Annotated in this window: 26 protein-coding genes and 2 pseudogenes; 15 read left to right on the forward strand and 13 right to left on the reverse strand. The window is 73.4% G+C overall.

What is annotated here, in order from left to right; genetic code table 11:
- Positions 1 to 2 precede the first annotated feature (2 nt).
- On the reverse strand, positions 3 to 2,330 hold the full coding sequence (locus ACZ5CW_RS06410; protein WP_468598909.1) for a hypothetical protein: 2,328 nt from the start codon (positions 2,328 to 2,330) through the stop codon (positions 3 to 5).
- Positions 2,331 to 2,620: 290 nt separating this feature from the next.
- Here ACZ5CW_RS06410 and ACZ5CW_RS06415 point away from each other — a divergent pair, with 290 nt between their 5' ends.
- On the forward strand, positions 2,621 to 3,457 hold the full coding sequence (locus tag ACZ5CW_RS06415; protein ID WP_468598910.1) for a DeoR/GlpR family DNA-binding transcription regulator: 837 nt from the start codon (positions 2,621 to 2,623) through the stop codon (positions 3,455 to 3,457).
- A gap of 68 nt (positions 3,458 to 3,525) precedes the next feature.
- Positions 3,526 to 3,987, forward strand: coding sequence for an SRPBCC family protein (locus ACZ5CW_RS06420; protein ID WP_468598911.1), 462 nt, complete (start codon positions 3,526 to 3,528; stop codon positions 3,985 to 3,987).
- A 400-nt stretch (positions 3,988 to 4,387) separates the two neighbouring features.
- On the opposite strand, the gene ACZ5CW_RS06425 is transcribed toward ACZ5CW_RS06420, so the two are convergent.
- Positions 4,388 to 5,512, reverse strand: a complete 1,125-nt coding sequence (locus ACZ5CW_RS06425) for a PLP-dependent cysteine synthase family protein (protein WP_468598912.1) — start codon at positions 5,510 to 5,512, stop codon at positions 4,388 to 4,390.
- Positions 5,513 to 5,826: 314 nt separating this feature from the next.
- On the opposite strand from ACZ5CW_RS06425, the gene ACZ5CW_RS06430 reads away from it, so the two are divergent.
- Together ACZ5CW_RS06430 and ACZ5CW_RS06435 are read left to right on the forward strand one after the other, a co-directional pair.
- A complete protein-coding gene (locus ACZ5CW_RS06430; protein WP_468598913.1) occupies positions 5,827 to 6,150 on the forward strand; it encodes a hypothetical protein in 324 nt (107 codons plus the stop codon).
- Positions 6,151 to 6,381: 231 nt separating this feature from the next.
- Positions 6,382 to 6,807 (forward strand): annotated as a pseudogene (locus ACZ5CW_RS06435) (ATP-binding protein); the annotation flags it as partial.
- A 335-nt stretch (positions 6,808 to 7,142) separates the two neighbouring features.
- Here ACZ5CW_RS06435 and ACZ5CW_RS06440 read toward each other — a convergent pair.
- Positions 7,143 to 8,370: pseudogene (locus ACZ5CW_RS06440) on the reverse strand (ABC transporter permease); the annotation flags it as partial.
- Positions 8,371 to 8,517: 147 nt separating this feature from the next.
- Positions 8,518 to 8,808: an SHOCT domain-containing protein gene (locus ACZ5CW_RS06445; protein WP_468598914.1), complete on the reverse strand. Its 291-nt coding sequence runs from the start codon at positions 8,806 to 8,808 to the stop codon at positions 8,518 to 8,520.
- Between the two features lie 178 nt (positions 8,809 to 8,986).
- Here ACZ5CW_RS06445 and ACZ5CW_RS06450 point away from each other — a divergent pair, with 178 nt between their 5' ends.
- From ACZ5CW_RS06450 to ACZ5CW_RS06470, 5 genes are all read left to right on the forward strand, one after another.
- Positions 8,987 to 9,577, forward strand: a complete 591-nt coding sequence (locus ACZ5CW_RS06450; RefSeq protein ID WP_468598915.1) for a TetR/AcrR family transcriptional regulator — start codon at positions 8,987 to 8,989, stop codon at positions 9,575 to 9,577.
- 5 nt (positions 9,578 to 9,582) lie between these two features.
- Positions 9,583 to 9,978 (forward strand): (R)-mandelonitrile lyase, encoded by a 396-nt coding sequence (locus ACZ5CW_RS06455; RefSeq protein WP_468598916.1) that lies wholly within the window; start codon positions 9,583 to 9,585, stop codon positions 9,976 to 9,978.
- Positions 9,979 to 10,006: 28 nt separating this feature from the next.
- Positions 10,007 to 10,585, forward strand: a complete 579-nt coding sequence (locus ACZ5CW_RS06460; RefSeq protein ID WP_468598918.1) for a DUF4865 family protein — start codon at positions 10,007 to 10,009, stop codon at positions 10,583 to 10,585.
- Entirely contained in the window at positions 10,582 to 11,490 is a 909-nt protein-coding gene (locus ACZ5CW_RS06465; RefSeq protein ID WP_468598919.1) for a phosphotriesterase family protein, read from the forward strand. Before ACZ5CW_RS06460 ends, ACZ5CW_RS06465 begins: the two co-directional genes overlap by 4 nt.
- 168 nt (positions 11,491 to 11,658) lie before the next feature.
- Positions 11,659 to 11,889, forward strand: coding sequence for a DUF1272 domain-containing protein (locus tag ACZ5CW_RS06470; protein WP_468598921.1), 231 nt, complete (start codon positions 11,659 to 11,661; stop codon positions 11,887 to 11,889).
- Positions 11,890 to 11,970: 81 nt separating this feature from the next.
- On the opposite strand, the gene ACZ5CW_RS06475 is transcribed toward ACZ5CW_RS06470, so the two are convergent.
- The 3 genes from ACZ5CW_RS06475 to ACZ5CW_RS06485 are packed head-to-tail and all read right to left on the reverse strand — an operon-like array spanning position 11,971 to position 14,666.
- On the reverse strand, positions 11,971 to 12,732 hold the full coding sequence (locus tag ACZ5CW_RS06475) for an NUDIX hydrolase (protein ID WP_468598922.1): 762 nt from the start codon (positions 12,730 to 12,732) through the stop codon (positions 11,971 to 11,973).
- Positions 12,729 to 13,967: an ROK family protein gene (locus ACZ5CW_RS06480; RefSeq protein WP_468598923.1), complete on the reverse strand. Its 1,239-nt coding sequence runs from the start codon at positions 13,965 to 13,967 to the stop codon at positions 12,729 to 12,731. The genes ACZ5CW_RS06475 and ACZ5CW_RS06480 overlap by 4 nt, the downstream gene beginning before the upstream one ends.
- Before the next feature lie 48 nt (positions 13,968 to 14,015).
- A complete protein-coding gene (locus ACZ5CW_RS06485) occupies positions 14,016 to 14,666 on the reverse strand; it encodes an alpha-ketoglutarate-dependent dioxygenase AlkB family protein (RefSeq protein WP_468598924.1) in 651 nt (216 codons plus the stop codon).
- 79 nt (positions 14,667 to 14,745) lie between these two features.
- Between ACZ5CW_RS06485 and ACZ5CW_RS06490 the strand changes: the two genes are divergently transcribed.
- Positions 14,746 to 15,879: a methyltransferase gene (locus ACZ5CW_RS06490; RefSeq protein ID WP_468599060.1), complete on the forward strand. Its 1,134-nt coding sequence runs from the start codon at positions 14,746 to 14,748 to the stop codon at positions 15,877 to 15,879.
- On the opposite strand, the gene ACZ5CW_RS06495 is transcribed toward ACZ5CW_RS06490, so the two are convergent.
- The 3 genes from ACZ5CW_RS06495 to ACZ5CW_RS06505 are packed head-to-tail and all read right to left on the reverse strand — an operon-like array spanning position 15,866 to position 18,418.
- On the reverse strand, positions 15,866 to 16,639 hold the full coding sequence (locus ACZ5CW_RS06495) for a helix-turn-helix domain-containing protein (protein ID WP_468598925.1): 774 nt from the start codon (positions 16,637 to 16,639) through the stop codon (positions 15,866 to 15,868). The genes ACZ5CW_RS06490 and ACZ5CW_RS06495 overlap by 14 nt on opposite strands.
- Positions 16,640 to 16,641: 2 nt before the next feature.
- Complete coding sequence (locus ACZ5CW_RS06500; RefSeq protein WP_468598927.1) at positions 16,642 to 17,502, reverse strand: class II fructose-bisphosphate aldolase; 861 nt, start codon at positions 17,500 to 17,502, stop codon at positions 16,642 to 16,644.
- Positions 17,503 to 17,536: 34 nt separating this feature from the next.
- Positions 17,537 to 18,418, reverse strand: a complete 882-nt coding sequence (locus ACZ5CW_RS06505; protein WP_468598928.1) for an SIS domain-containing protein — start codon at positions 18,416 to 18,418, stop codon at positions 17,537 to 17,539.
- A gap of 233 nt (positions 18,419 to 18,651) precedes the next feature.
- Between ACZ5CW_RS06505 and ACZ5CW_RS06510 the strand changes: the two genes are divergently transcribed.
- Positions 18,652 to 19,431, forward strand: coding sequence for a DeoR/GlpR family DNA-binding transcription regulator (locus tag ACZ5CW_RS06510; RefSeq protein ID WP_468598929.1), 780 nt, complete (start codon positions 18,652 to 18,654; stop codon positions 19,429 to 19,431).
- Positions 19,432 to 19,675: 244 nt separating this feature from the next.
- Here ACZ5CW_RS06510 and ACZ5CW_RS06515 read toward each other — a convergent pair whose 3' ends face one another.
- Complete coding sequence (locus ACZ5CW_RS06515) at positions 19,676 to 20,458, reverse strand: TIGR03084 family metal-binding protein (RefSeq protein ID WP_468598930.1); 783 nt, start codon at positions 20,456 to 20,458, stop codon at positions 19,676 to 19,678.
- Positions 20,459 to 20,573: 115 nt separating this feature from the next.
- Here ACZ5CW_RS06515 and ACZ5CW_RS06520 point away from each other — a divergent pair, with 115 nt between their 5' ends.
- Positions 20,574 to 20,906, forward strand: a complete 333-nt coding sequence (locus ACZ5CW_RS06520) for a transposase (RefSeq protein ID WP_468598932.1) — start codon at positions 20,574 to 20,576, stop codon at positions 20,904 to 20,906.
- A gap of 41 nt (positions 20,907 to 20,947) precedes the next feature.
- On the opposite strand, the gene ACZ5CW_RS06525 is transcribed toward ACZ5CW_RS06520, so the two are convergent.
- Positions 20,948 to 21,343 (reverse strand): luciferase domain-containing protein, encoded by a 396-nt coding sequence (locus ACZ5CW_RS06525; RefSeq protein ID WP_468598934.1) that lies wholly within the window; start codon positions 21,341 to 21,343, stop codon positions 20,948 to 20,950.
- Positions 21,344 to 21,716: 373 nt separating this feature from the next.
- On the opposite strand from ACZ5CW_RS06525, the gene ACZ5CW_RS06530 reads away from it, so the two are divergent.
- A complete protein-coding gene (locus ACZ5CW_RS06530; protein ID WP_468598935.1) occupies positions 21,717 to 22,928 on the forward strand; it encodes an MFS transporter in 1,212 nt (403 codons plus the stop codon).
- Between the two features lie 292 nt (positions 22,929 to 23,220).
- The gene (locus ACZ5CW_RS06535) at positions 23,221 to 23,961 is read left to right on the forward strand and encodes a maleylpyruvate isomerase family mycothiol-dependent enzyme (RefSeq protein ID WP_468598937.1); all 741 of its coding nucleotides are present in this window, start codon (positions 23,221 to 23,223) and stop codon (positions 23,959 to 23,961) included.
- A gap of 6 nt (positions 23,962 to 23,967) precedes the next feature.
- On the opposite strand, the gene ACZ5CW_RS06540 is transcribed toward ACZ5CW_RS06535, so the two are convergent.
- Complete coding sequence (locus ACZ5CW_RS06540; protein WP_468598939.1) at positions 23,968 to 24,366, reverse strand: MarR family winged helix-turn-helix transcriptional regulator; 399 nt, start codon at positions 24,364 to 24,366, stop codon at positions 23,968 to 23,970.
- A gap of 85 nt (positions 24,367 to 24,451) precedes the next feature.
- Here ACZ5CW_RS06540 and ACZ5CW_RS06545 point away from each other — a divergent pair, with 85 nt between their 5' ends.
- Positions 24,452 to 25,942, forward strand: a complete 1,491-nt coding sequence (locus ACZ5CW_RS06545) for an MFS transporter (RefSeq protein ID WP_468598941.1) — start codon at positions 24,452 to 24,454, stop codon at positions 25,940 to 25,942.
- Positions 25,943 to 26,078 lie beyond the last annotated feature (136 nt).

Genomic DNA, 26,078 nt, shown 5'->3' on the forward strand with positions numbered 1-26,078 from the left:
CCCTAGCCGCGGCCTCCCCGCGGGGCTCCCGGGTCCGGGCGCTGCCCCGGCAGTTCCGGGCGCAGGCGGGTCAGCAGCCGTGCCCGTTCGCGGGTGAAGGCCGGGTCCGCCTGGTAGTCGGAGTGGCCGTGGATCGGGGCCGGCAGCGGGTGGTCGGGGGTGCGGCCGTAGGCGAGCGGGTCCGCGAGGGGCTCGTGGTCCACCGGTGGGATGCTGTCGCCGGGGACGCGCACGGGTCCGCCGATGGGGTCGGTCGGGCGGTGGAGGTTGCGCCAGCAGGCGACGTCGCGGTGCAGTGCCGCGAGCGCCGACGGGCCGAAGTGGGCCGGGAACCAGCGGCCGTACAGGCGCTCCAGCGGGGAGCCGTAGGTCAGCAGGGCGACACGTCCGCGGACCGACGGCGTCAGCTGCCAGGCCGCGGCGGCGGCCAGGACGCTGCCCTGGGAGTGCCCGGAGAGTACCAGCCGGCCTCCGGTGCGCCGGGTCCAGGCCGCCATCCGCCAGGTCAGGTCCGGCACCGCGCGCTCGGCGTAGCAGGGCGGCGCGAAGGGGTGGGCGGCGCGCGGCCAGAAGGTGCCGACGTCCCAGAGGATGCCGATGGTGCGGCGGGCCGAGGCGTCCTTGTAGGCGCGCCTGCCCCAGGTGACGAACAGCAGGAAGCCGAGCCCGATCAGCCAGGAGCCCACGGCCTGTGAGGTCTCGGCCAGGGCTTGTACGGCGTCGGGGGTGCGGTGAGCCGCGCCGCCGGGGGTCTTTCCGGTGGCCAGGGCCCCGGACAGCGCCGCGGCGCCCAGCAGCAGCGTGGTGGCGGTGAGCACGGCGAGGACGAGCGGGGCCCGGTCGGTCAGGGTGGCCATGGCGCGGGCGTGGGCGATGGCGCGGGTGCGGGCCGGGTCCTCGGGTTCGCCGGGGTGCTCGCGGCGGACCCGGTCGCGTTCGGCGCGGGCGAGCCGGGCGGTGCCGAGGGCGAGCCGGGCGGCCAGGAGCAGCAGGACGGCAAGGAGGGGAGGGATCGCGGACGCCTGCCAGGTGAGCAGGACGGGTGGTCCGGGCAGCAGGGCGCGGGTGCCGTCCAGCCAGTCGGCGACGCGCTGGGCGACCCCGCCGGAGATCACCCCGCCGAGCGCGCAGGCGAGCAGCGCGACGGCCGGACCGCCGAGCCCGCGCATTCCGGCGCGCGGGTCGGGGCGGCGTCGGTACAGGTGCCGGGCCACGGCGGCGAGGACGACCACGAGCAGCCCCTGGGCCAGCATCAGGGCGCCGAAGGCCGGGTCACCGGGCAGCCGCCCTTCGGACTGCCAGCCGGGCCGGGTCCAGCCGGCGTACACCAGGGTGAGGAGCAGCAGGGCGAGCGCACCGAGCGGCAGGCGTCGTACGAGGTGGCGGTCGAGTCGCTGGTCGAGGCGGTTCTCGCTGCGGCCACGGCGGCAGACCACGCCCACCGCCGCTCCCGCCCCGGCCGGCAGGGCCGCGGTCAGCAGCCAGCCCAGGGCGTCCAGGGCGGCGGGCCCGCCGGGGCGGTGGTCGAAGCGGACGGCGGGAGTGGCGACGGCGGCGGCCACGGTCAGCAGGCCGGCCGCGGTGTGCGCGGCGCGCAGCCGGGCCACGAGGCGGCGCCCGTACCAGAAGCCGGGCCGGGCGAGGGCGCTGCCGTCGGCGGCCGGTTCGGGGTCGCGGGAGATCGGCTGGTGGGACTCGTAGGCGTTCCAGGTGCGGTGGGAGAGGTACCAGAGCAGGCCGGTGAGCGCGGCCGGGACCACGGCGGCGAGAGCGAGCCGGCGACCGGGCGCGCTCCACCAGCCGCCGGAGGACGGGCCGGGTGCCAGGAAGCCCAGCCAGGAGTGGCGGCCGGCGCAGGCCCGGGACCCGGCGCACTGCCAGGCCACCAGGTCCAGGGCCACCTCGCAGGCGGCGGCCACCAGCAGCACGGTCAGGGTGAGGGCGGCCAGGCGCACGAGGAGGCCGTAGAAGCGGACGGTGCGCTGCCGGCCCGGCGCGGCGGGGCGCATCCAGTGGGCGAGGTTCACGACCATGAAGGGCAGCAGTAACAGCCACAGGGCGCGGCTGCCGTCGCCGGAGGTCAGGTTGCACCAGACGTAGGCCTCCTGGACGGGCCCGTGTTTCCGGCGGCTCCCGGCCTCGGCCTCCGTGGTGCGCCGGAACACGGCGGCCGTGTCGTCGCCGGTGATCCGGACCGTGCGCGGATCACCGAGCATCTTCTCGGGTGTGGTGCCGCCGACCCCGTGCACGAGAAGTTCCAGGTCGGTGTCCGGCTCGTGTCGCGGTTCGGTCGGTTCCTGCCCGTCGGGGCGTTCCTGCGCGCGTTCCACTGTTCTCGCACTTCCCCCGTGACGCCCTGTAGGCCTGTGTCGGTGCGCGCTCCAGGATCTCGGGTTCCGCGCCGGTGCACACCCGTCGTCACGGAATCTCCCCGATCCGTGTGGCGCCGGGCGGTGCGGCCGGGGCGTCAGTGACATGTGCGCGTCGTGTCAGGTGGTGGCGCAACCGGTACCGACCCGTGAAAAGATGGGACGCCCGCGCAGCTCCGACTGGTACGTCCAGGTCGGAGCAGGGGCGCCGGGCGTGTCGGACGGTTGGCGGCGAAAGGACCGGAGCGTACGTGAGCGAGAATCAGAACCTCCTCGCGGAGCAGCGCCGCGCCCTGATCCTGGACGAGGTCCGGCGCCGGGGCGGTGTGCGGGTCAACGAACTGACCCGCAAGCTCGGGGTGTCCGACATGACCGTGCGCCGCGATCTTGACGCGCTCGCCCGCCAAGGCGTGCTGGAGAAGGTGCACGGCGGCGCGGTGCCGGTGATCGAGCCCAGCACTCATGAGCCGGGGTTCGAGGCAAAGTCGGGGCTGGAGCTGACCGCCAAGGAGGACATCGCGCGCGCCGCCGCGCGGCTGGTCACCCCGGGTACGGCGATCGCCCTGTCCGGCGGTACGACGACGTACGCGCTCGCACAGCATCTGCTGGAGGTACCCGACCTGACCGTGGTGACGAACTCGGTGCGGGTCGCGGACGTCTTCCACGCGGCGCAGCGGACCTCGGGGCAGCGGCAGGGCGCGGCCACGGTCGTGCTGACCGGAGGGGTGCGCACCCCGTCCGACTCGCTGGTGGGTCCGGTGGCCGACCAGGCGATCGCCGCGCTCCACTTCGACCTGCTCTTCCTGGGGGTGCACGGCATATCGGTGGAAGCCGGACTGTCCACGCCGAACCTCGCGGAGGCGGAGACCAACCGGCGGCTGGTGCACTCCGCGCGCCAGGTCGTCGTGGTCGCCGACCACACCAAGTGGGGCACCGTGGGCCTGAGTTCGTTCGCCACGCTGGAGCAGGTGGACATGCTCGTCACGGACGCGGGCCTGCCCGCCGACGCGCGCACGGAGATCTCGGAGCACCTGCCGCAGCTGATCGTGGCGGGCGAGCCGGAACCGGTAGCGGACGAGGACATCTGACGGACCGTCAACTACGCTGAGGGCCAACGCCCCGCCTCCGCACGGGACTTCACGAGGGGTTCGTCGCCATGGCTCAGCGTCTACGCCCGGTCGGTCCGGAGTTCGTCGGGACCGCGCCCGTACGGCTGGTGTTCACCCGGGACATGGCCGCCGCGCCGGAAATGGTCTTCCGGGCCCTGGCCGAGGACGTGGCGGGCTGGCCGGAGTGGTTCTCGGCGGTGTCCTCCGCCCGGCCCACGGAGAACGGGCGAGAGGTCCGGCTGCGGGGCGGCATCCGCTTCGAGGAGACGGTGCTGGCGGCCGCGGGGCCCGAGGTGTACGCCTACCGGGTCGACGTGACCAAGACGCCGGGGGCCCGCGCCTGGGTGGAGGAGTGGCGCCTGGCCCCGGCCGGCTCCGGGACCCGGGTGCGGATGACCTTCGCGCTCGACGGTACGGCCGCGTTCCGCCTGGTGTGCCGTCTGGCCCGGCCGGGCGTCGGCCGCGCCTTCCGGGACGCGGTCGCGGCACTGGACCGGCGGCTGGGGTAGCCGACTGCCGGATGTTCGATGCCGCCTGGACTTGAGTCGGGCTCCGGACTCGAGTCCAGACGGGGTCCAGTCGCGCGACGGACTCGAGTCGGTCGACGGGTTCGTCTCGGCCCCGGACTGGATCCAGGCCCGGACTTCCGTCGGGCCTCGGACTTTCGTCACGCGCTGGGCTTCCCTCAGGCGCTGGGCTCCCTCAGGCGCTGGGCTTTCGTCACGCCTCGGACTCCACTCGGGCCTCGGACTCCGTCGGGCCTCGGACTCCAGTCGGGCCCCCGGCTCGAGCCAGGCCCGGGCTTCCGCCACGCCTCGGACTCCGGTCGGGCCCCGGACTTCAGCCACGCCTCCGGACTTCAGTCGGGCCTCGGACTTCAGCCCTCGGACTTCAGCCCGGCCTCGGGCCTCAGTCGGCCCAGACGCCCGTCGTCAGCAGGCTTTCGATCGCCGCCGTGTAGGGCCCGATGTCGAGGCCCTGCTCAGCGAGCCACGCGTCCGAGTAGTACTTGTCGAGGTACCGGTCGCCAGGGTCGCACAGCAGGGTGACCACGCTGCCCCGGCGCCCCTCCGCCACCATCTCGGAGACGATCTTCAGTGCGCTCCACAGCCCGGTGCCGGTCGAGCCGCCCGCCTTGCGGCCGATAGCCCGCTCCAGAGCGCGAACGCCGGCCACGCTGGCCGCGTCCGGGACCTTCATCATCCGGTCGATCGCGCCGGGCACGAAGCTCGGCTCCATGCGCGGGCGGCCGATGCCCTCGATCCGGGAGCCGCAGTCGCAGGTGACGTCCGGATCGCCGCTGGTCCAGCCCTCGAAGAAGCAGGAGTTCTCCGGGTCGGCCACGCAGATCCGGGTGTCGTACTGCATGTAGTGGACGTAGCGCGCGAGCGTCGCAGACGTGCCGCCGGTGCCGGCCGTGGCGACGATCCACGTCGGCTCCGGGAACCGTTCCAGCTCCAGCTGACGGAAGATCGACTCGGCGATGTTGTTGTTGCCGCGCCAGTCGGTGGCCCGCTCGGCGTAGGTGAACTGGTCCATGTAGTGGCCGCCGGTCTCCACCGCGAGACGGGCGGACTCCTCGTACATCTTCCGGGAGTCGTCCACGAAGTGACATCGGCCGCCGTGGAACTCGATGAGGCGGCACTTCTCGGCGCTCGTCGTGCGCGGCACGACCGCGATGAAGGGCACGCCGATCAGCTTCGCGAAGTAGGCCTCGGAGACGGCGGTCGAGCCGCTGGACGCCTCGATCACGGGGCGGTCCGGGCGGATCCAGCCATTGCAGAGGCCGTAGAGGAACAGGGAACGGGCGAGCCGGTGCTTCAGGCTGCCGGTGGGGTGCGTCGACTCGTCCTTCAGGTAAAGGTCGATGCCCCACCGCTCGGGCAGCGGGAAGCGCAGCAGGTGCGTGTCCGCCGAGCGGTTGGCATCGGCCTGGACCTTGCGGACGGCCTCTTTCAGCCAGTCACGGTAGGCGGCGTCGCTGCGGTCGACGTCGAGGGTGGCGCCGGTACGGGTCTGGGGGACGGTGCTCACGGCGGTGCTCCTTACGCTGGGCGCCGACGGCGCTGCGCGCGCCCGACACCTCGAGCATAGGCATCTTTCAGACCTCTTCCCACCTGCATAAACGCTTCTTTGAGTGGCTCAAAGACGCCCTGGGGAACGGGCGTGCGAGGCATCCGGGGGGCGCATTGGCGGGAGTGCTCCGGCTCGCCCGTCGCGGGCGCCCCGTGCGTACTGGTGCTCCACGCCGCATCGGGGCAGACTGCACGCGTCGGGACGATCGTCCCGAACGGGGGCGCACACGGGACCACGGGACCACGGGAACACGCGCAAGGGGGCGGCGAAGGATGGCGGAGCCGGAGTTCACGGCCACAGGCGTGCGGATCGGCAAGCGGCTGCGTTCACTCACCCGCGCCGGACAGGTCCGGATAAGCGACGGCAGGCTCGAGTTGCTCACCAGCTACGGCAGCGAGATCGACAGCGCGCCGGTACAGGCGGTACGGGCGTCCAAGCCGTGGTTCGCGGCGGACGACCGGGCGCTGGCCGACCTCAATGGCAAGCGGTACCTGCTGACACTGGGCGAGCACGACCCCGCGCCGGGCGAGCCGGGGCCGCCCGCGGCACGACGGTTCATCGAGGCGGTGCGCCGGGCGGCGGGACGCGACGGCTGAACAGCGTACGGTCGCTGAACTCTGCGCAACGGCCCGTCGCGGCGAGTTGCGTGAGCGCATCCGCTGCGTCACGCTGGTCTCACGTCACTCTGGGTTTACCGGCGATAACGCTGCGAACCAGCCGCCGGCCACGACAGCAGGCGGACGTTTGGACGCAAGCCACCCTGCTGGATCCGTTGTTCTCCGTGTTCCTCCGGTTCCTCCGGACCTCTACATCGGGGAGTCGCAGCCGTGATCAGTCACCCAAGCAGGCACTGCACGGTGGAGCTCCAAGCCCTGCCGTCGCGGATCGGCCAGGTCCGCAGAATCGTATCTGCGCAGTTGCGCTACTGGCATCTGGACCCGCTGATAGACCGGGCCGCGCTCGGTGTGACGGAGCTGCTGAGCAACGTCCACCGGCACGCCAGGCCCGACAAGTCGTGCACCGTCGAGCTGGAGTTGCTGCCGGACCGGCTCACGGTCTCGGTACGCGATCACGATCCGCGCCTTCCGGTACTGGCCGAGGGCGCGGACGCGCCGGACAACGGCCCGTTGGCCACCTGCGGGCGGGGACTGGCGATGGTCGCCGCGGTGAGCGAGAGCTGGGGTGCGCGGCCGGACGGCGAGAACGGCAAGGTCGTGTGGTTCACGCTGCCCGCCTCGACGGCGGCACGTACCCACGCGGCCCGCGCGCCGCGCCGTACGAAGGAACGGCAGCCGGTGGCGCCCCACCCGACCGAGACATACCCGGCCCCGGCCCCGGCCACCGTGGGGGTGGGCGCTCCGGTCGGCGCCGGATCTCTGGTCGGCGCGGGAACCCCGGTGGGCGCAGCCGCTCCGGTCGCCGCCGTCTCCCCGGTCGGTGCCGCATCCCCGGCCCGCACCGGGCCCCCGGCCCGCGCCGGATCGGCGGGCGGGGCCGCCGTGTCCGCCGTGGCCCGTGTCCTGGAATGACGGCCGGACGCCCCGCCCCCCTCGCGGGGGTGCGGAGCGTGCTCGCTGCCCGATGGTCGTCACTCCGTCGCGATCGCCCGCAGGACGTCCAGGCGGGCCGCGCGCCGGGCCGGGCGCAGACCGGCGAGGGCACCGGCCATGACGCCGACCAGTGCGACCACCGCGAGCCGTGCGGACGGGAGCGCGAAGGCGAACGCCGTGTCGCTCGTGCCGTCGGAGGCCTTCACCAGCACCCAGCCGAGGAAGGCTCCGAGGCCGAGTCCGCCCATGGTGCCGAAGGCGGCGACCAGGACCGACTCCCAGCGGACCATGGACCGCAGCTGGGCGCGGGTCTGGCCGACGGCCCGGAGCAGCCCCAGCTCCCGGGTGCGCTCGTGCAGGGCGAGGGTCAGTGTGTTGGCTATGCCGAGCAGGGCGATGACGACCGCGAGGGCGAGCAGCGCGTAGACGAGCGTGAGCATCATGTCGATGCCGCCCGCCGAGGACCGCGCGTACTCGTCGCGGGTCTGCACCTGCGGATTGCCGTACCGCGCGGCGGCCTTCCGCACGGCCGCCTTGCCCGCGTCCGCGCTCACGCCGTCCTTGAAGGTGACGGCGATCAGGCTGTCGGAGTCCTGGGTGCGGTGCGGGGCCCAGGCGGACCGGGTGACGACGTAGTCCCCGGCGAGTTCGGACCGGCCGTAGAGGGCCCGGACGGTGAAGCTCTGGCTCTTGCCGTCGGCGAAAAGGTGAGCCGGGCGGTGTCGCCGGGGCGCAGGTGCCGCCGGTCGGCCTCCGTCCGGGTGAGCGCGATGCCGTCGCCGCCGAGGGCGCGCAGTGAGCCGGTGACCGTGCCGAGGTCGAAGGCGCGGGCCAGAGCGACGGGGTCGGTGACGGTCAACGCCCTTCCCCTGCCGTCGACTTCGGCGACTCCACGGCCGAGTCCGACGGCGGTGTCGACCTCCGGCAGCCGCTGCAGGGCCGGGGCGAGCCGGGGGCTCAGTCCGCTGCCGCCGGCGCCGAAGGACGGGGTGCTGACGGCCACGTCACCCGCGAAGGACCGCGACACCGTCTGGTCCATCGTGGCCTTGAGCGAGGCACCGAAGACGGTGAACAGGGACACGACGGCCACGCCGATCATCAGCGCGCTCGCGGTGGCGGCCGTCCGCCCGGGGCTGCGCAGGGCGTTGCGGCGGGCGAGGCCACCGGTGACTCCGCGGAGCCGGTCCAGGGGCCGCCGAGCAGCCGTACGGCCGTGGTGGCGGCGACCGGGCCCAGGACCACGAAGGCCGCCAGGGCGAGCAGCGCGTCCCGAGGGGCCCGTGATCGCCGTGAAGCGTCCGGCCGGGAAGGCCACGTCGACACCGTCCAGGGCACGTACGGCGGTGTCGCCACCGCCGTACACCTTCACGGCGTCCACGACGCGGGCCGCTGCCCGCACTGCGGTCGTCGCGGTCATGCCGCACCGCCCTTGCCGAGGCGGCCGAACTGCTCCTCCAGCACGGACAGGCGGCGCCAGTACTCGTCCTCGTCGATCTCGCCGGAGGCGAAGCGGCGGCCGAGGACCGCGAGCGGGGAGTCGCCCGCCGGGCGGCGGCCGTCCATGGGCCGCCAGGGGTCGCCGCGGCCGCGCCAGGCGGTGCGGCGCAGGAGGGTGACGGCGCCGATCACGACGGCCGCCCAGATCAGCGGGAAGAACAGGATCCAGGGACCGGGGCCGCCGTCCCCGTTGGCCAGGGTCTGCATCTCGGGTCATCTCCCTCGTGGTTCGGGGTCGGGGTGATGTCCCGAGGCTCCCTCCGGAAGGGGGTCCGGGTCGTCGTGCGGCCGGCTGCAGTGTGCCTACCTCCGAGGGAGTACGCGGGGCACGCGGGCCTGCTTCCCCAGGGGCGGAACGGCGGACTGGCTTTCTGTAACTACTAGTATGTACAGTGGGCGCATGAGCACCTCGGAACGACTGATCGAGTCCACCCGTGAGCTGCTGTGGGAGCGCGGGTACGTGGGCACCAGCCCCAAGGCGATCCTGGAGCGCGCGGGCGCCGGCCAGGGCAGCATGTACCACCACTTCAAGGGCAAGCCAGACCTCGCCCTGACGGCGATCCGGCGGACCGCCGAGGAGCTGCGGGCCACCGCCGAGGGCCTCCTGCGCGGACCGGGCACGCCGTACGAGCGGATCGAGGCGTATCTGCTGCGCGAGCGTGACGTACTGCGCGGCTGCCCGGTCGGCCGCCTGACCATGGACCCGGACGTGATCGCGAGCGACGAGCTACGGGCGCCCGTGGACGAGACCATCGCGCGGATCCGGGAGCTGATCGCCGAGATCGTCGAAGAGGGCAAGCGGCAGGGACAGTTCGCGCCGGAGCTGGACGGCGGGGAGATCGGCGCGGCCGTCCTCGCCACCGTGCAGGGCGGCTACGTCCTCGCCCGCGCGTCCGGTTCCCCCGCCGCCTTCGACGCCGGCGTCCGCGGCCTGCTCTCCCTGCTCGCACCCCGAACTCCCGGACAGGAGAACTGAGTCACGTGCACATCACCAGACGGCGTCCCGACACCTGGCAGGGCCCGGCGGAGAACTTCACCGGCACGGTCTGGCTGGACGAGATAGCCGCCCCCGCGGCCCCGTCCCGGCTGCGCATGTTCAACGTCCACTTCGCGCCGGGTGCCCACACGGCCTGGCACCGGCACCCACACGGGCAGGTGCTGCACGTCCTCGAGGGCGAGGGGCTGGTGCAGCGCAAGGGCGGTGACCCCGAGGAGATCCGCGCGGGCGACACCGTGTGGATCGAGCCGGGCGAATGGCACTGGCACGGGGCCGGCCCGCGCACCTTCATGACCCACCTCGCGGTCGTGGAGGCCGCCGAGGACGGCACCACCACCGAGTGGGACGTCCACGTGTCGACGACCCAGTACCCCGCCTGAGCGAGCGAGTCACCGCGAAAGGACCGCCATGCACGCCATGCAGTACGAGTTCACCCTCCCCGCCGACTACGACACCGGCATCATCCGCGCGCGGGTCGCCCGCCTCGGGCACCTGCTCGACGACTGGGACGGCCTCGGCCTCAAGGCCTACCTGCTGCGCGAACGCGGGCACCACGGCTCCCCGGTCCACCAGTACGCGCCGTTCTACCTGTGGAACACCGTGGAGGGCATGAACCGCTTCCTGTGGGGCGGCCCCTTCCAGGGCCCGGTCGACGACTTCGGACGGCCCGCCGTACGTCAGTGGACCGGGCTCGCCTGCGCCGAGGGCGCGGGATCGCGCGCCGCGTTCGCGGTACGGCGGCGGGTGCCGGTACCGGACGGGGTCGAGCTGTCCGCGCTGATGGAGGAGGCGGCCGGGGACACGGAGCGGCTGGCCGGCGAGGACGGTGCCGTGCTCGCGGCGGCCGCCGTGGACCCGCACCGCTGGGAGCTGGTGCACTTCTCCCTCTGGGAGCAGGAGAACCCCAAGGCCGACGGGGACGTCTACCAGGTGCTGCACCTGTCCGCGCCGGGCCTCGACCGGCTCCCCCGCGGCCGGCAGTGGTGAGCCGCGTCCGTACGGTCCTCGGCGACCTCGCCCCCGGCGGACTGGGTGTGTGCGACGCGCACGATCATCTCTTCCTGCGCAGCCCGCAGGTGCCGGGACAGGAGCTGGCCGACGTCTTCGCAGCACGTGCGGAACTGACCGCGTTCCGCGCGGCGGGCGGGGCGGCCGTCGTCCAGTGGACGCCGTACGGCATGGGACGGCGGGCGGCGGACCTGCCGGAGCTGTCCCGGTCCACCGGGGTGCGGCTGGTCTGCGCCACAGGGCTCCACCAAGCCGCACACTACGAGCGGGAGTTGCTCGACGGACTGCGGGCCCGGCTGGCCGAGGTGTTCGTCTCCGAACTGACCGAGGGCATCGGCGGCTCGGGGGTGCGCGCCGGTCTGATCAAGGTGGCGGGCGGCTTCCACGGCCTCGACGCACACGCCCGCTGGACCATGACGGCGGCGGCCGAGGCGCACCACGCCACCGGCGCCGCGATCGCCGTCCACCTGGAGCTGGGCACAGGCGCGCTCGACGTGCTCGATCTGCTGTGCGGCGAGTTGGGGGTGTCCGGTGACCGGGTGATCCTGGGGCACCTGAACCGCCTTCCCGATCCGGTGCTGCAGCGGCAGGCGGCCGAGTCGGGCTGCTGGCTGGCGTTCGACGGCCCGTCACGTGCCCATCACGCCACCGACTGGCGGATGCCGGACGCGGTACGGGCCCTGGTCGAGGCCGGTTTCGGGGACCGGCTGCTGCTCGGCGGTGACACGGTGGTCGCCGGGGCACGCTCGGTCGACGGCGGCCCCGGGATGCCGTACCTGCTGCGCCGCGTGCGGCCGCGGCTGGCCGAGGCGGTGGGTGCGGAGCTGGTGGACCGCATCCTCACGGAGCACCCCGGGCGGGCGTTCGCCGCCGACTGGAGGTGAACACCGGCGGGTGAGTCGGAGCGCGGGCGCTGTGGCCCGATCGTGCGGATCTCTGTCCCTCCGGACGGTTTCGGCGCCGGGCCCGTACGGAGGATGGTGAAGGAAGAACCACCGGACCACCGGCCCGAGGCGAACACCGCCGGCCCCGACCCGAGGAGTCGAGACCGCATGCCCCTGGAGATGCGCGACCGCTGCGAGCGCTGTACGACCACCGCCCTGCCGGCGGACGGACCGGCCCGCATCTGCTCGTACGAGTGCACGTTCTGCGAGCCGTGTGCCGAGTCCATGGGCCGGACCTGCCCCAACTGCGGCGGCGAACTGGTCGCCCGGCCGCGCCGCGTGACCGTCGTGTCGGCGGACGAGGAGTCCGGGCAGGGCGCCCTGTCCGCACGGTCCTGACGTCCGCGCGCGACCTTCCGGGCCCGGACCTCTCGATCCCGTACAGGGTGCCGCTGGTGGCGGTGCGGGGACCGCGGCGGCTCAGCCGCCGGCGTAACGGCGTACGACCGGCAGCAGATAGTCGACGTGCGGTCCCGCGAGAGCCGCCAGTCCGTCGGATGAACGGATCACCTCGATGCCGTCGAACTCCGGATCGACGCCCCGTGCCCTCTCCGCGCCGGCCAGCGCCGCGTACCGGTCTCGCAGTTCCTGCGCGGGCAGTGGCGGAGCGCTGAAGAGGACACCGACGGCGCCTCGCGCGCCGCGGATGGTCAGCCAGAGGGTGAGGGCGGTTGCCGGCGTGTCGGAGCCGGTCTCCTCGGCAAGCTCGCGGGCCGCGTGCCCGCGCAGGCCGGCCAGGTCCAACTCGCTCTCGTCGCAGGGCGGTTCCACCGACCCGCCGGGCAGTTGCCAACGGCCGGGGGAAACGGTGGCGGGTGACATCCGGCCGATCAGGAGGCCCCCGTCGTCGGTGGGCTGAAGGACGGAGACGAACAGCGAGGACAGGGCGGGCGCGCCGGGCACCCGGCGCAGCCCCCGGTAGCGGTAGGTGGCCCGCGCCCAGGACAGGACCAGACCGTCCGGCCCGTCCCGCTCCAGCCCGGTCAGGGCGGCCACCGGGCCGTCGAACAGCGCCGGGTTGGCCCGTACCGCCTCGTCCCACAGGCGGTTCATCGCCGAGCGGTGCCGCGGCGACAGTTCCGGTGCGGGTGTCTCCACGAGCCGGATACGCGTGGCGGGCAGGAGTTGCACCCCGGACGGGTCGGGGACCGCAGCCGCCGGGGCCTCCCCGGACGGCGTCATCGCAGTGCCCCCAGCGGGTCGTCCAGTACCGGCTGCCATGCCAACTCCGCCGCACCGACGAGGCTGTTGTGGTCCAGGGTGCACGGCAGAATCGGTACACCGCCGCTCTGCCCCCACAGGCTGCGGTCGGCGACGACCGCCCGCAGGCGGCCGGGGTCGGCGTCCAGGAGGGTGCGGTGCAGGCCGCCGAGGATGATGCGGTCGGGGTTGAGGATGTTGACCAGCCCGGCGAGCCCGAGTCCGAGGCGGTCGATCAGGGCCTCGGCGGCCGTACGGACGGCCGGGTCGGCGTACTGGGTGCGCAGCAGGTCGTTGGCCTGCTGGAGCAGGGACACCTCCGGGCCCGGCTCGCGGCCCGCCTCGACGAGCAGGGCCAGCGGGTCCGCCTCGACGTCCAGGCAGCCCCGGCCGCCGCAGTGGCAGGGGCGGCCCTCCGGATTCACGGTGAGGTGGCCGACCTCCAGGGCCAGACCCGAACTGCCGGTGTGCAGACGGCCGTCCAGGACCAGCGCGCCGCCGACGCCCCGGTGTCCGGTGGCCACGCACAGCAGGTCCCGGGCGCCCCGGCCGGCGCCGTGCCGGTGTTCGGCGAGCGCGGCGAGGTTGACGTCGTTGGCCGCGAACGCGGGGCCGGTGATGCCGGCGGAGCGCACGCACTCCGCGAAGATCCGCCGGACGGGGGCGCCGACGCGCCAGGCCAGGTGCAGGGGGTTCAGGGCCAGGCCGTCGGGTTCGGCGACGGCGGACGGTACGGCGAGTCCGGCGCCGACGCAGCGGCGGCCGGTCGTGCGCAGGAGTTCGGCGCCCGCCTCGACGACCGACCCCAGCACCTTCGCCGGGTCGGCGTCGACGGTCTCGCAGCCCGGCGCCGTCGCGACGATCCGCCCGCCGAGGCCGACCAGCGCGGCCCGGAAGCCGTCGGCGTGGACCTGCGCCGCCAGGGCGACCGGCCCGTCCTCGGCGATCTCCAGCCGGTGCGAGGGGCGGCCCTGGGAACCTGCCGCCGCACCCGGCCGGGCGTCCACCCGGATCAGGCCCAGCGCCTCCAGCTCGGCGGCCACCGCGCCGGCGGTGGCACGGGTGACGCCGAGTTCGGCGGTGAGCACGGCCCGGGTCGGCGCCCGCCCGGTGTGCACCAGCTCCAGCGCGGGGCCCAGCGCACCGCGTCCCCGGTCCAGCCGCGCCCTCGAGGTGGTCCTCTCCCCCGCCGTCCGGGGATCCGCCTTGCCGTTCATGAGGGCGAGTCTCCCATGATCCGCACCCGCGGTGGCCGACACCGCCGACTACAGGCCGCTCACCCGCAGGGTGATGTTCAGCCGGCCGGTGAGGTCCAGCCAGGGCGGGGCCGTGCCCGGGTGGACGCGTGGCACCCCGTGGTACGCGAGCCGGGAGGGGCCGCCGAAGACGAACAGGTCCCCGCTGCGCAGCTCCACGTCGGTGTACGGCTTCGCGCGCGTCTCGGTGTTGCCGAAGCGGAAGACGCAACGGTCGCCGAGGCTCAGCGAGACCACGGGCGCGTCCGCACGCTCGTCTCCGTCGCGGTGCATGCCCATGCGGGCGTCGCCGTCATAGAAGTTGATCAGCGCGACGTCGTAGGGCCCTGCCGGGACGGCCCGCGGGCCGAGCGCGTCGGTCACCGCGCGGCGGGCCAGCTCGTCGAGCCAGGCCGGAAACGGCTTCACGGGCGCTCCGTCGCCGTCGACGGCCGTGCGGGCGTAGGCGTACGGGTACCAGTGCCGGCCCAGACAGACCTGGCGCGCGGTCATCGTGCCGCCGCCCGGGGTGCGGACCGTACGCAGGCCGGCCGGGGGCCGCGCCCACTGCCGGCAGGCGGCGAGCAGCTCGCGCTGCCGTGCGGGCTCCAGCCAGTCCGGGACGTGCACGGCGCCCGGCGCGACCTGCGCGCGCTCCCTGGGAAACAGCTCCACGTCCACGCGCTCCATCCTGCCGTATGCCCGCCCCACCGCCTCTGATCTGCGGCTCCGCTAGCCTGGACGCACGATGAGCGACCGTATGACGACACCGTGGGGCGAGGTCGAGCTGACCCGCTTCCCCGAGGATCCGCGCGACCGGCTGCGTGCCTGGGACGCCTCCGACGCGTATCTGCTGCGCCACCTGGCCGAGCAGCGGGTGCCGCTCACGGGCGCGGTCGTGGTGATCGGGGACCGCTGGGGAGCACTGGTCACGGCGCTGGCACCGCACGGGCCGACGCAGATCACCGACTCCTTCCTGAGTCAGGAGGCGACCCGGGCCAACCTGGCGCGGGCCGGCGTCGAGCCCGGTGCGGTACGGCTCCTCACCACGCAGGATCCGCCGCCGGAGCGGGTGGACGTACTGCTCGTGCGGGTGCCCAAGAGCCTGGCCCTGCTGGAGGACCAGCTGTTGCGGCTGGCGCCCGCCGTGCATGCCGGCACGGTCGTCGTGGGCACCGGGATGGTGAAGGAGATCCACACCTCCACGCTCCGGCTGTTCGAGCGGATCCTCGGCCCGACCCGGACCTCGCTGGCCCAGCAGAAGGCACGGCTGATCTTCTGCGCCCCGGACCCGGCGCTGGAGCGGCCCGCCAGTCCATGGCCGTACAGCTACGCCGTCCCGGACGGCGTCGGCGCGGTGTCGGGGCAGACGGTCGTCAATCACGCGGGTGTCTTCTGCGCCGACCGGCTCGACATCGGCACCCGCTTCTTCCTCCAGCATCTGCCGGGTCCGGGCGCGGGCCGTGTGGTCGACCTCGGGTGCGGCAACGGTGTGGTCGGTACGGCGGTGGCGCTGGCGGACCCGGCGGCCGAGGTGCTGTTCGTGGACGAGTCGTTCCAGGCGGTGGCCTCGGCGGAGGCGACGTACAAGGCGAACGGGGTGCCCGGGCACGCCGAGTTCCGGGTCGGGGACGGGCTGGCCGGGGTGGCGCCCGGCAGTGTGGACCTCGTCCTGAACAATCCGCCGTTCCACTCCCACCAGGCGACGACCGACGCGACCGCCTGGCGGATGTTCACCGGGGCGAAGCGCGCGCTGCGGCCCGGCGGTGAGCTGTGGGTGATCGGCAATCGGCACCTCGGCTACCACGTCAAGCTCAAGCGGCTGTTCGGGAACTGTGAACTGGTCGCGGGCGACCCGAAGTTCGTGGTGCTGAGGGCCGTCAGGAAGAGTTAGCGCGCACGGCCCGCGGAGAGGCGCCGAGTTCACGGCGGCAGGCCTTGTTGAAGGTCTGCAGATCGGGGATGCCGACGGCGGCCGCGATCGCCGGAATGGACAGGGTGGTGGCGCGCAGCAGGTGGTGGGCGCGGTCGAGTCTGCGGCGGCGGACATAGGCGACCACCGTCTCTCCGGTCGCGGCGCGGAAGAGGCGGATCAGGTGGTTGTGCGAGACGCCCGCCGCCCGGGCGATCTCCGGCACGGTGAGCGGCTCGGCCAGGTGCGCCTCGACGTGGGCGACGGCCGCGCTGAACGCGGGGTGCGGTCCCGGCCGTGCGCCGGCGGCGGGGGTCAGGTGGGCGATGTGCCACAGCGCGGTCCAGACCTCGGCGCGGGTCCGTTCGGGTGAGCCGGGCACGGCGGCCACCGCCTGCCGCAGCAGAGCGGTGACGATGGGGAATTCGGGTCCCGTGTCCTGCACGACGGGGATCGTGCGGGGCGGCCCGGCGGCCGGGATGCGCAGGTGCGCGTACAGGTGCTCGGAGCGGCCCCGGTAGTGGTAGCGGACGGTCGTGCCGGGCGGCACGAGACTCACCCGGCCCGGCCGCAGGACGTGTGGGGTGCCGTCGACGACCAGCTCGGCGTGGTAGCCGTACAGGTGCAGCTGCCACAGCTCCGGGAGCCGGAAGACGTCCGTGCGGCTCGCGACGCCGTGCACACCGACGCCGGCGGCGACCACGTCCGGCGGCTCCCCGAGGTGGAGGGTCGTCCGGCGCATGATCAGCCGGGGGTGCGGGAGAGGACGCGGATGATCCGGGCCACCTCACGGGCCATCGCCTCCCGGCCCACGCTGAGGTACTTCCGGGAGTCGACGGCCTCCGGGTGCGCGGCGAGGAACTCGCGGATCGCCTTGGTCATGGCGACGTTGAGGGCGGTGCCGACGTTGACCTTGGCAATGCCGCCGACGACCGCCGCGACCAGCCCGTCGTCCGGCACCCCGGAGGAGCCGTGCAGGACGAGCGGGACGGCCAGCGCGGCGGACAGCCGCTTGAGCAGGCCGTGGTCGAGGGTGGCGGTGCGGGTGGTCATGGCGTGCACGCTGCCGACGGCGACGGCCAGGGCGTCGGCCCCGCTCCCGGTGACGAAGTCCCTGGCCTGGTCGGGGTCGGTGCGGGCGCCCGGCGCGTGCGCGTCCAGTGCGGGCCGTCCGTCCTTTCCGCCGACCTGCCCCAGCTCGGCCTCGAGCCAGAGCCCCTGGGCGTGCGCCCAGTCGGCGGCGGCCCGGGTCGCGGCGAGGTTGTCGGCGTAGGGGAGGCGGGAGGCGTCGTACATCACCGAGCTGAAGCCCGCACCGGCCGCCTGGCGCAGCAGGTCGTCGCTCTGTACGTGGTCCAGGTGCAACGCGATGGGCACGGCGGCCCGTTCGGCGGCGGCGACGGCCGCGCGGGCCAGCGGCAGCAGCCGTCCGTAGCGGAACTTGACCGCGTTCTCGCTGACCTGGAGGACGGCGGGCGCGCCCGCCGACTCGGCGCCGGCGATGACGGCTTCGATGTGTTCCAGGGTGATGACGTTGAACGCGGCCACGGCCGAGCCGGCTTCGGCGGCGCGGGTGACCAGCTCGCCGGTTGACGCGAGAGGCACGTGAGGTGTCCTTCCGGGACGCGGGGCGGCGTGCTCAGGGGGTGAGGATCACCGAGCGGGTGAGGTGGCGCGGCTGGTCGGGGTCGAGGCCGCGGGCGGCGGCGACGGCGACGGCGAGCCGCTGGACGCGGACGAGTTCGGCGAGCGGGTCGAGACTGCCCTCGATCCACAGCGCGTCGGTGGCGCGGACCTGTTCGGCGAGTCCGTCGGGCGCCTCGCCGAGCATCCAGGTGGCCGTGCCCTCGGTGGTGACGCTGATCGGGCCGTGCCGGTACTCCATCGCCGGGTAGGCCTCGGTCCAGGACAGGGATGCCTCGCGCATCTTCAGCCCGGCCTCGTTCGCGAGTCCGACGGTCCAGCCGCGCCCCAGAAAGGTGAACTGGGTGCAGTCGACGAGCCCGTGGGGCAGAGAAGAGGAGAGGGCGGTGCGCGCGTCGGCGACGACGGTGTCGGCGTGCAGGCCGAGGTGGGCGCGCAGAAGGGTGAGGGCGGTGGTCGCGAACCGGGTCTGGACGACAGAGCGCTCGTCGGCGAAGTCCAGGACGACGAGGTCGTCGGCGGCCGTCATGACGGGGGTCTCGGGGTCGGCGGTGACGGCCGTGGTGCGCGTGCGCCCCTTCAGCGCGCCGAGCAGCCCCAGCACTTCGGTGGTGGTGCCGGAGCGGGTGAGGGCGAGCACCCGGTCGTACGACCGGCCGGGCGGGAACTCGGAGGCGGCGAACGCGTCGGTCTCGCCCTGCCCGGCGCCCTCGCGCAGGGCGGCCACCGCCTGTGCCATGAAGTACGAGGTCCCGCACCCGACGACGGCGACCCGCTCCCCCGGCTCCGGAAGGGCCTCGCGGTGGCGCCGCGCCTCCTCGGCCGCCCGGATCCAGCACTCCGGCTGGCTGTTCAGCTCGTCCTCGACATGGGTCATGCCCACACTCTCCCTTGCTGATCGTTCCTGCAAGATATAGCGAGCTTTCGAGCACAATCAAGCATCTGGACCCAAGGGCGGGTGCGCTAGGGTCACCGTGAGACGCAGAGAAGGATCGGCAAACGGTCGGGGAATCGGCGGGGAACGGTCGGGCACTGATCGGCGAGCGATCGGAGCCGGGCCGGAGCCGGACCAGAGCTGCACCGGAGACCGATCGGGAACGGAGGCCGCGGATGTCCCGGGACGCCCGCTGGAAGGCGCTGCTGGAACTGCTCGTCGAGCGCGGCCGGCTGGAGGTCGAGGAGGCGGCCACCGAACTGCAGGTGTCGGCGGCCACGATCCGCCGGGACTTCGACCAGCTCGCCGAACAGCAGATGCTGGTGCGCACCCGGGGCGGAGCGGTGGTGCACGGCGTGTCGTACGAACTCCCGCTGCGCTACAAGACGGCCCGCCGCGCCTCCGAGAAGCAGCGCATCGCCAAGGCGGTGGCCGACCTCGTCGCACCGGGCGAGGCGGTGGGACTGACCGGCGGTACGACCACGACGGAGGTGGCCCGCGCGCTCGCCGTACGCGGAGACCTGTCCACCGGATCGCCGGCGCTGACCGTCGTCACCAACGCGCTCAACATCGCCAACGAGCTGGCCGTACGGCCCCAGTTCAAGATCGTGGTGACGGGCGGGGTGGCGCGCCCGCAGTCGTACGAACTCATCGGCCCGCTCGCGGACGGGGTGCTCGGCCAGATCACGCTGGATGTGGCGGTGCTGGGGGTGGTCGCCTTCGACGTCACGCACGGCGCGGCGGCGCACGACGAGGCGGAGGCCGCGATCAACCGGCTGCTGTGCGAGCGCGCCGAGCGGGTGGTGGTCGCCGCCGACTCCAGCAAGCTGGGCCAGCGGGCGTTCGCCCGGATCTGCGGGGCGGAGCTGGTGAATACGCTCGTGACGGACTCGGCGGTGGGACAGGAGACGGTGCGGCGCTTCGAGGACGCGGGGGTCCGGGTCCTGACGGCGTGACAGCCGACGCCGTCCGAACGCGCCACGCCCTGACGGTGTGACGGCCCACGGCCTACGCCCTCCGCACCCGCCGCGCCCCTGAGAGCCTGTCGGGTGGCCCATTGACTACGCCGAGCATGGGCCGCTGACGGTTCGGAGTTGTCGTACTGTCACACACCGCGTGATCATTCCGGGGCCGTCGCCATGCCTGGAGGGCAGATCGCAACCGTCACGCGTCTCGCTGACCAGGCACCCCGACACGCTTTCAGAGGAAGACGCGCGCCACCTCCAGCCACTTCTGAGCGTCCTCGCCGGTCGCCGTCATGTTGGTCTCGGACCAGGGGCGACGCCGGGTGACACACAGGCAGAAGTCGATAGCGCCGCCCTGTACCCGTTGCGCGGCAGCCTCGGGGCCCCACGCCCAGGTCCGTCCGTCAGGTGCTGTCAGCTCGACGCGGAAGGGGTCCGCCGGCTCAGGCAGTCCGACGGCGGCGAAGGACAGCGCCCGTCCCGACACCCCCAGCGACGCCACATGCTGCAGTCGATCCGTCGGGCGGTGCGCCACGCCCACGGCATCGAAGACGTCCTGCCCGTGTGCCCAGGTTTCCATCAGACGAAGGGGCGCCATCAGGGCCGGGGTCACCTCCGACATGTACCAGGGGAATGCGTGGTCCCATGGCGTGTCGCGCAGTGCCGCCGCCAGTTCCGCTCGACCGGCCCGCCACTCGTCCAGGAGTGCCGACCGCGGTTTGGCCGCTCCCGCGGCGGCGGCCTTGTCTGCGTACCCGCTGCCTTCGGCTTCCGCCCGCCCGAGTTCGGCGCCGAACGCGTCCGGAGTGCGTAAGGCGCTCAGTGCGTTCGCGTCCGCCCACGCGAGGTGGGCTATCTGGTGGGCGACCGTCCAGCCCGGTGCCGGTGTCGGTATGGACCAGTCGTCCACTGCCCTGACCAGGACGTCGAGTTCGTCGCCCTCAGCCACCAGCGCGGACAGGACACCGGCGTCATCTACGTCGGGGACGGCGAGGTTGTAGTTCAACATGTGCGCCATGGTGCCACCCCTTCCTGACCGACGGCGGAGACGAAGTGTGCGGGCAGACTCCGATGTCGCCGGAGTGTGCCAGTGCGACAACTCCGAGGCCGTCAGCGGCCCATGCCATCCCTCCATGCGGGAGGTCATCCGGCCGCCTCTTCCCGTGCGTCACCTGCGGAAAGGCGGCGGGGTGCGTAAGTACGGAGACCGATTGGCGCTCGACTCGATCTTCTACGTACCGCGCTCGGGCTGCCGGTGGCGGATGCTCCCGCGCGACCTGATGCCCTGGGACGCGGCGCACCGCTGGTCCACCAAGTGGCGCCGGACGGCAGCTGGGACCGCATCCACGATGAGCTACGCCGCCGGCTCCGGATCGGGGCCGGACGCAACACCGCGCGGACCAGGACCACCGAAGACCTCATCGTGGCGTAATCGACCGGCCACCCGACAGGCTCTGACGGTGTGACGCCCGGCGTCCTCAGGACGCGCCACGCCCTGCCGGTGCGCTCAGAACGCGCCGAGGTCGGCCTTCACGAACCCCGTGCCCCGCTGGTCGTTGCAGCCGACCAGGGGCCGGTCGGCGGGGTCGGGCCAGCTCTGCTGGGCCTGGAGCGCCACGCTCACCAGGGTCAGCAGCAGGTCGACGTCGCTCGTGGCGTCCAGACGCAGGGTCACCCACTGCGAGCCGGGCACGATCCGGATCGCCCCCGAGCCCTTGAGGTCCTTGGCGAACCGCCGGATGGCGCGGTCGGTCAGCCGCAGGTCGACATCGCGGTCCGAGTGGAAGTGAACGATCTCACCCTGGGCCGAAGTCACCGCCTGTCCAAGGCCGCAGCTCGGGACGGCCTGTCTCAGGTCCGGCCAGGTCGCCAATTGCGCGAGCGCGCGCGAGGCCAACGTCATGGGGCCATCATGGCGCGCTCACCCGCCCGCAACCAGCTCGTGAGCAAGCATTAACCGACCTGTATCCGCCACAGCCACCCCGGCCCACGCAGACGTACGCCCTCCGAACAGGCAACCCACGGGCCCCGGTCGCCGAGACCGCACCTCTGACCGCAACCGTCCCTGAGGTGGTCGTACGCCCTCGGCCCGCAGACCTTCCCAGGCAGCCGCCCCGAACAGCGAGCACCGCAGGTCGCCGCGCAGCAGCCGGCGACGGACCCCGCCCTGCGGGAAACCGGCACGCAGGCGCTCAGGCCCTCCGGCACGGACCCCCCTTGCCCCCCTCCGCGACTCACCCTAGGGTGACTTTGTGCCGCTAATAAACAAAACCCCGATGCACAGCGTCGTGCCGGGCCAGGGTCTTGCCGGGCTGCGCGCGGCGATCACCGCTTTCTTCGCGCTGGACGGGTTCATCTTCGCCGGGTGGGTCGTGCGCATCCCCGACATCAAGCACCAGACGCACGCCTCCGCCGGCGCCCTGGGACTCGCCCTGCTCGGGGTGTCCGCCGGTGCCGTCCTCACGATGACGCTCACGGGCCGGCTGTGCCGTCGCTACGGCAGCCATCTGGTGACCGTCGTGTGCATGGTGGTGCTCGCGCTCAGCGTCGCACTGCCCCCGCTCACCCACTCCGCGCTCGCGCTGGGCGCCGTCCTGCTGATCTTCGGCGCCGCGTACGGCGGCGTGAACGTCGCGTTCAACAGCGCCGCCGTCGACCTGGTGGCCGCCCTGCGCAGACCGATCATGCCCAGCTTCCACGCCGCTTTCAGTCTGGGCGGCATGATCGGCGCGGGTCTCGGGGGGCTGGTCGCCGGCGCCCTCTCCGCCACCCGCCATCTGCTCGCTCTCACGCTGATCGGACTGCTCGTCACGGCGTTCGCCGGCCGCATCCTGCTGCGGCACGAGCCTCCCGCACCGGCGGGCCGCATGCCGTCGTCGCAGGCGGGGACGGACGCGGAGAGGGAGACCGGAAACGTGACCCGCGGGGGGACACGGCGGGGCGGCGGTCGTGGGCTCGTCGTCGTCTTCGGGCTGGTCGCGCTGTGCACCGCCTACGGCGAAGGCGCCATGGCGGACTGGGGCGCGCTCCACCTCCAGCAGGATCTGGCGGCGTCCTCGGGCACCGCGGCCGCCGGGTACGCGTCTTTCGCGCTGGCCATGACCATCGGCCGGCTGACCGGGTCGACGCTGCTGGCGCGCCTCGGCCGGGCACGGACCGTGATCGCCGGCGGCGCCGTCGCGACGGCCGGCATGCTGCTCGGCTCGCTCGCCCCGTCCGTCTGGGCGGCGTTGATCGGCTTCGCCGTCACCGGACTCGGGCTCGCCAACCTCTTCCCGGTCGCCGTGGAGCGGGCCGGCGCCCTCGCCGGCCCGTCCGGCGTCGCGACCGCCTCCACGCTGGGCTACGGCGGCATGCTTCTCGGGCCGCCCGCGATCGGTTTCATGGCCGACTGGTTCTCCCTGTCCACCGCACTCACCAGCGTCGCCGCACTGGCTGCCGTAGCCGCGGTCATCGGGATGTCGACCCGGCGGGTGCTGGGCGGCTGACGTGGATACCCGCGCGGCGAGGCCCGCAGGGCTTGCTGGGCGGTTGAGGTGAGTCTTCCCGCGGGGCCGGAGCGGGGTGCGCCGCGGCAATCGGTGCGTGAACCGCTTACGGTCCCGCGGCCACGTCCCCACGGGGGACGTCCCGGTGCAGCCGCCCTCCGCCGCCACCGCCGATGGACGGTCGCCACCGCCGATGGGCGGTTGCCGGCGCCGATGGACGGTCGCCACAACCACGCGGTACCGGAAGAAACAGGCATTCTTGGAGTGCGCTCCATCCGGCACACTCGCCCCTATGGAGACTGCGGAGTTCCTTCAGACCCTGGACCGGGAGGGCCGGTTGCTGGCCGCGGCCGCCGCGGAGGCGGGGCCCGACGCCAAGGTGCCGACCTGTCCGGAGTGGCAGGTGCGTGATCTGCTGCGGCACACCGGGGCGGTGCACCGGTGGGCCGCCGCGTTCGTCGCCGACACGCACACCGCACCCCGACCCCTCGGCGACCCGCCGGACCTGGACGGTGCCGAGCTGGTGGCCTGGTACCGCGACAGCCACCGGCTGCTGGTCGACACCCTGGCCGGCGCGCCGGCCGACGTGGAGTGCTGGACCTTCCTGCCGGCGCACAGCCCCTCACCGCTCGCGTTCTGGACCCGGCGGCAGGCGCACGAGACGACCGTGCACCGCTACGACGCGGAGGCGGCGCGCGGCGGTACGCCCGCCCCGATCGCGCGGGGGTTCGCGGCGGACGGCATCGACGAGCTGCTGCGCGGCTTCCACGCCCGACCCAGGAGCCGGGTCCGCACCCCGGAGCCACGGGTACTGCGGGTGCGGGCGGTGGACGCGGGGGCGGAGGCGGTGTGGACCGTACGGCTCACGAGCGAGCCGCCGGTGACCGTCCGGGAGGAGGCCGGCGAGGCCGAGGCCGAACTGTCCGGCCCCGCCGACCAGTTGTACCTGGCGCTGTGGAACCGGGCGCCGGTGCCGGCCGTGACCGGGGACCGCTCTCTCGCCGACCTGTGGCGGGAGGAGTCCGGGATCTGACGCCGGTCAGTCGACCTCGTCGAGCATCCGGGCCAGCACCGCGCGCTGCACCGGCCGCACCTCGCCGTGCAGCGTGCGCCCCTTCGCCGTGAGCACCACGCGTACCCCGCGCCGGTCCTCGGCGCACATGGCCCGCTCGACGAGGCCGTCCTTCTCGAGGCGGCCGATGAGCCGGGACAGCGCACTCTGGCTCAGATGGACCCGATCGGAGATTTCCTGCACGCGGTAGGCGCAGCCACCGTCCGCCGCCGTGCCCTCGGCCAGCAGGTCGAGAACCTCGAAGTCGCTGGCGCACAGGCCGTGCCCGTGCAGGGCCCGGTCCAGCTCGCATTGGGTGCGGGCGTGCAGGCCCAGGATGTCCCGCCACTGCTCCACGAGCGCCTGCTCGGCCTTCTTCGCCGCCATGAGCGCACCGTAGCAGAGAAACGAGATTGTTGCATCGTAATTAAATGCTTTTGCATTGAATGCATGCGCATGTAGTGTCCTCGGTATGACCTCTCCGCTCACCACCTCCGCGGCCCCGTCATCGGCGGTTCGCTGGACTCCCCGGCTGTGGGGCACCCTGCTGGTGCTGTGCGCCGCGATGTTCCTGGACGCGCTGGACGTGTCGATGGTCGGCGTCGCGCTGCCGTCCATCGGCTCCGATCTCGGCCTGTCCACGTCGACGCTGCAGTGGATCGTCAGCGGCTACATCCTTGGTTACGGCGGCCTGCTCCTCCTCGGCGGCCGCACCGCCGACCTGCTCGGCCGGCGCCAGGTGTTCCTGGTGGCGCTCGGCGTCTTCGCGCTGGCCTCCCTGCTCGGCGGGCTCGTGGACTCCGGACCGCTGCTGATCGCCAGCCGCTTCATCAAGGGCCTGAGCGCGGCGTTCACGGCACCGGCCGGCCTGTCGATCATCACCACGACGTTCCCGGAGGGCCCGCTGCGCAACCGCGCCCTCTCCATCTACACCACCTGCGCCGCCACCGGCTTCTCCATGGGCCTGGTGCTGTCCGGTCTGCTCACCGAGGCCAGCTGGCGCTTCACCATGCTGCTGCCCGCGCCGATCGCCCTGATCGCCCTCGCCGCCGGCCTGAAGCTGCTGCCGCGCAGCGCCCGCGAGAAGGACCACGACGGCTACGACATCCCCGGCGCCGTTCTCGGCACCTCGTCGATGCTGCTGCTGGTCTTCACCGTCGTCCAGGCGCCCGAGTCCGGCTGGGCCTCCGCCCGCACCCTGCTGTCCTTCCTGGCCGTCGCCGTGATGCTGACCGCCTTCGTCCTGGTCGAGCGGCGTTCACCGAGCCCGCTGGTCCGGCTGGGCGTGCTGCGCGCGGGCAGCCAGGTCCGGGCCCAGCTCGGCGCGATCGCCTTCTTCGGCTCGTACGTCGGGTTCCAGTTCCTGACCACCCTGTACATGCAGTCGCTGCTCGGCTGGTCGGCGCTGCACACGGCGCTCGCCTTCCTGCCGGCGGGCGCGCTGGTGGCGGTGTCCGCCACGAAGGTCGGCGCGATCGTCGACCGGTTCGGCACCCCCCGCCTCATCACGACCGGCTTCACGCTGATGGTCCTCGGGTACGCGCTGTTCCTGCGCGTCGACCTCGACCCGGTGTACGCCGCCGTCGTCCTGCCGTCCATGCTGCTGATCGGCGCGGCCTGCGCGCTGGTCTTCCCCGCGCTCAACATCCAGGCCACCAACGGGGTCGAGGACCACGAGCAGGGCATGGTCTCCGGGCTGCTCAACACCTCGATCCAGGTGGGCGGGGCGATCTTCCTGGCGGTGGTCACCGCCGTGGTCACCGCGGGCGCTCCCGCGCACGCCACCCCGCAGGCCGTCCTCGACAGCTACCGGCCGGGCTTCATCGTGGTCACCGGCGTCGCGGTCGCCGGTCTGCTCATCAGCCTCACGGGTCTGCGCGGCCGTCGCACCCAGCCGACGGTCGTGGTCGCCAGGTCCACCGTGACGGAGACGGAAGCGGAACGCGTGGCGGTCCGCGACTGAGGGGGACCGTCTCCGAACGTGGGGGCGGGGGGGGGTGGGTCCTCCTTGAGGGGGGACGCTTGTTGAAGACCGAGGGGAGGACCGGGCTATGGGCCCCGCCCTCCCCCCCCGGAGAGCGGAGTCAGCCAAATCACCC

The sequence above is a fragment of the Streptomyces sp. NPDC031379 genome (assembly GCF_055569615.1).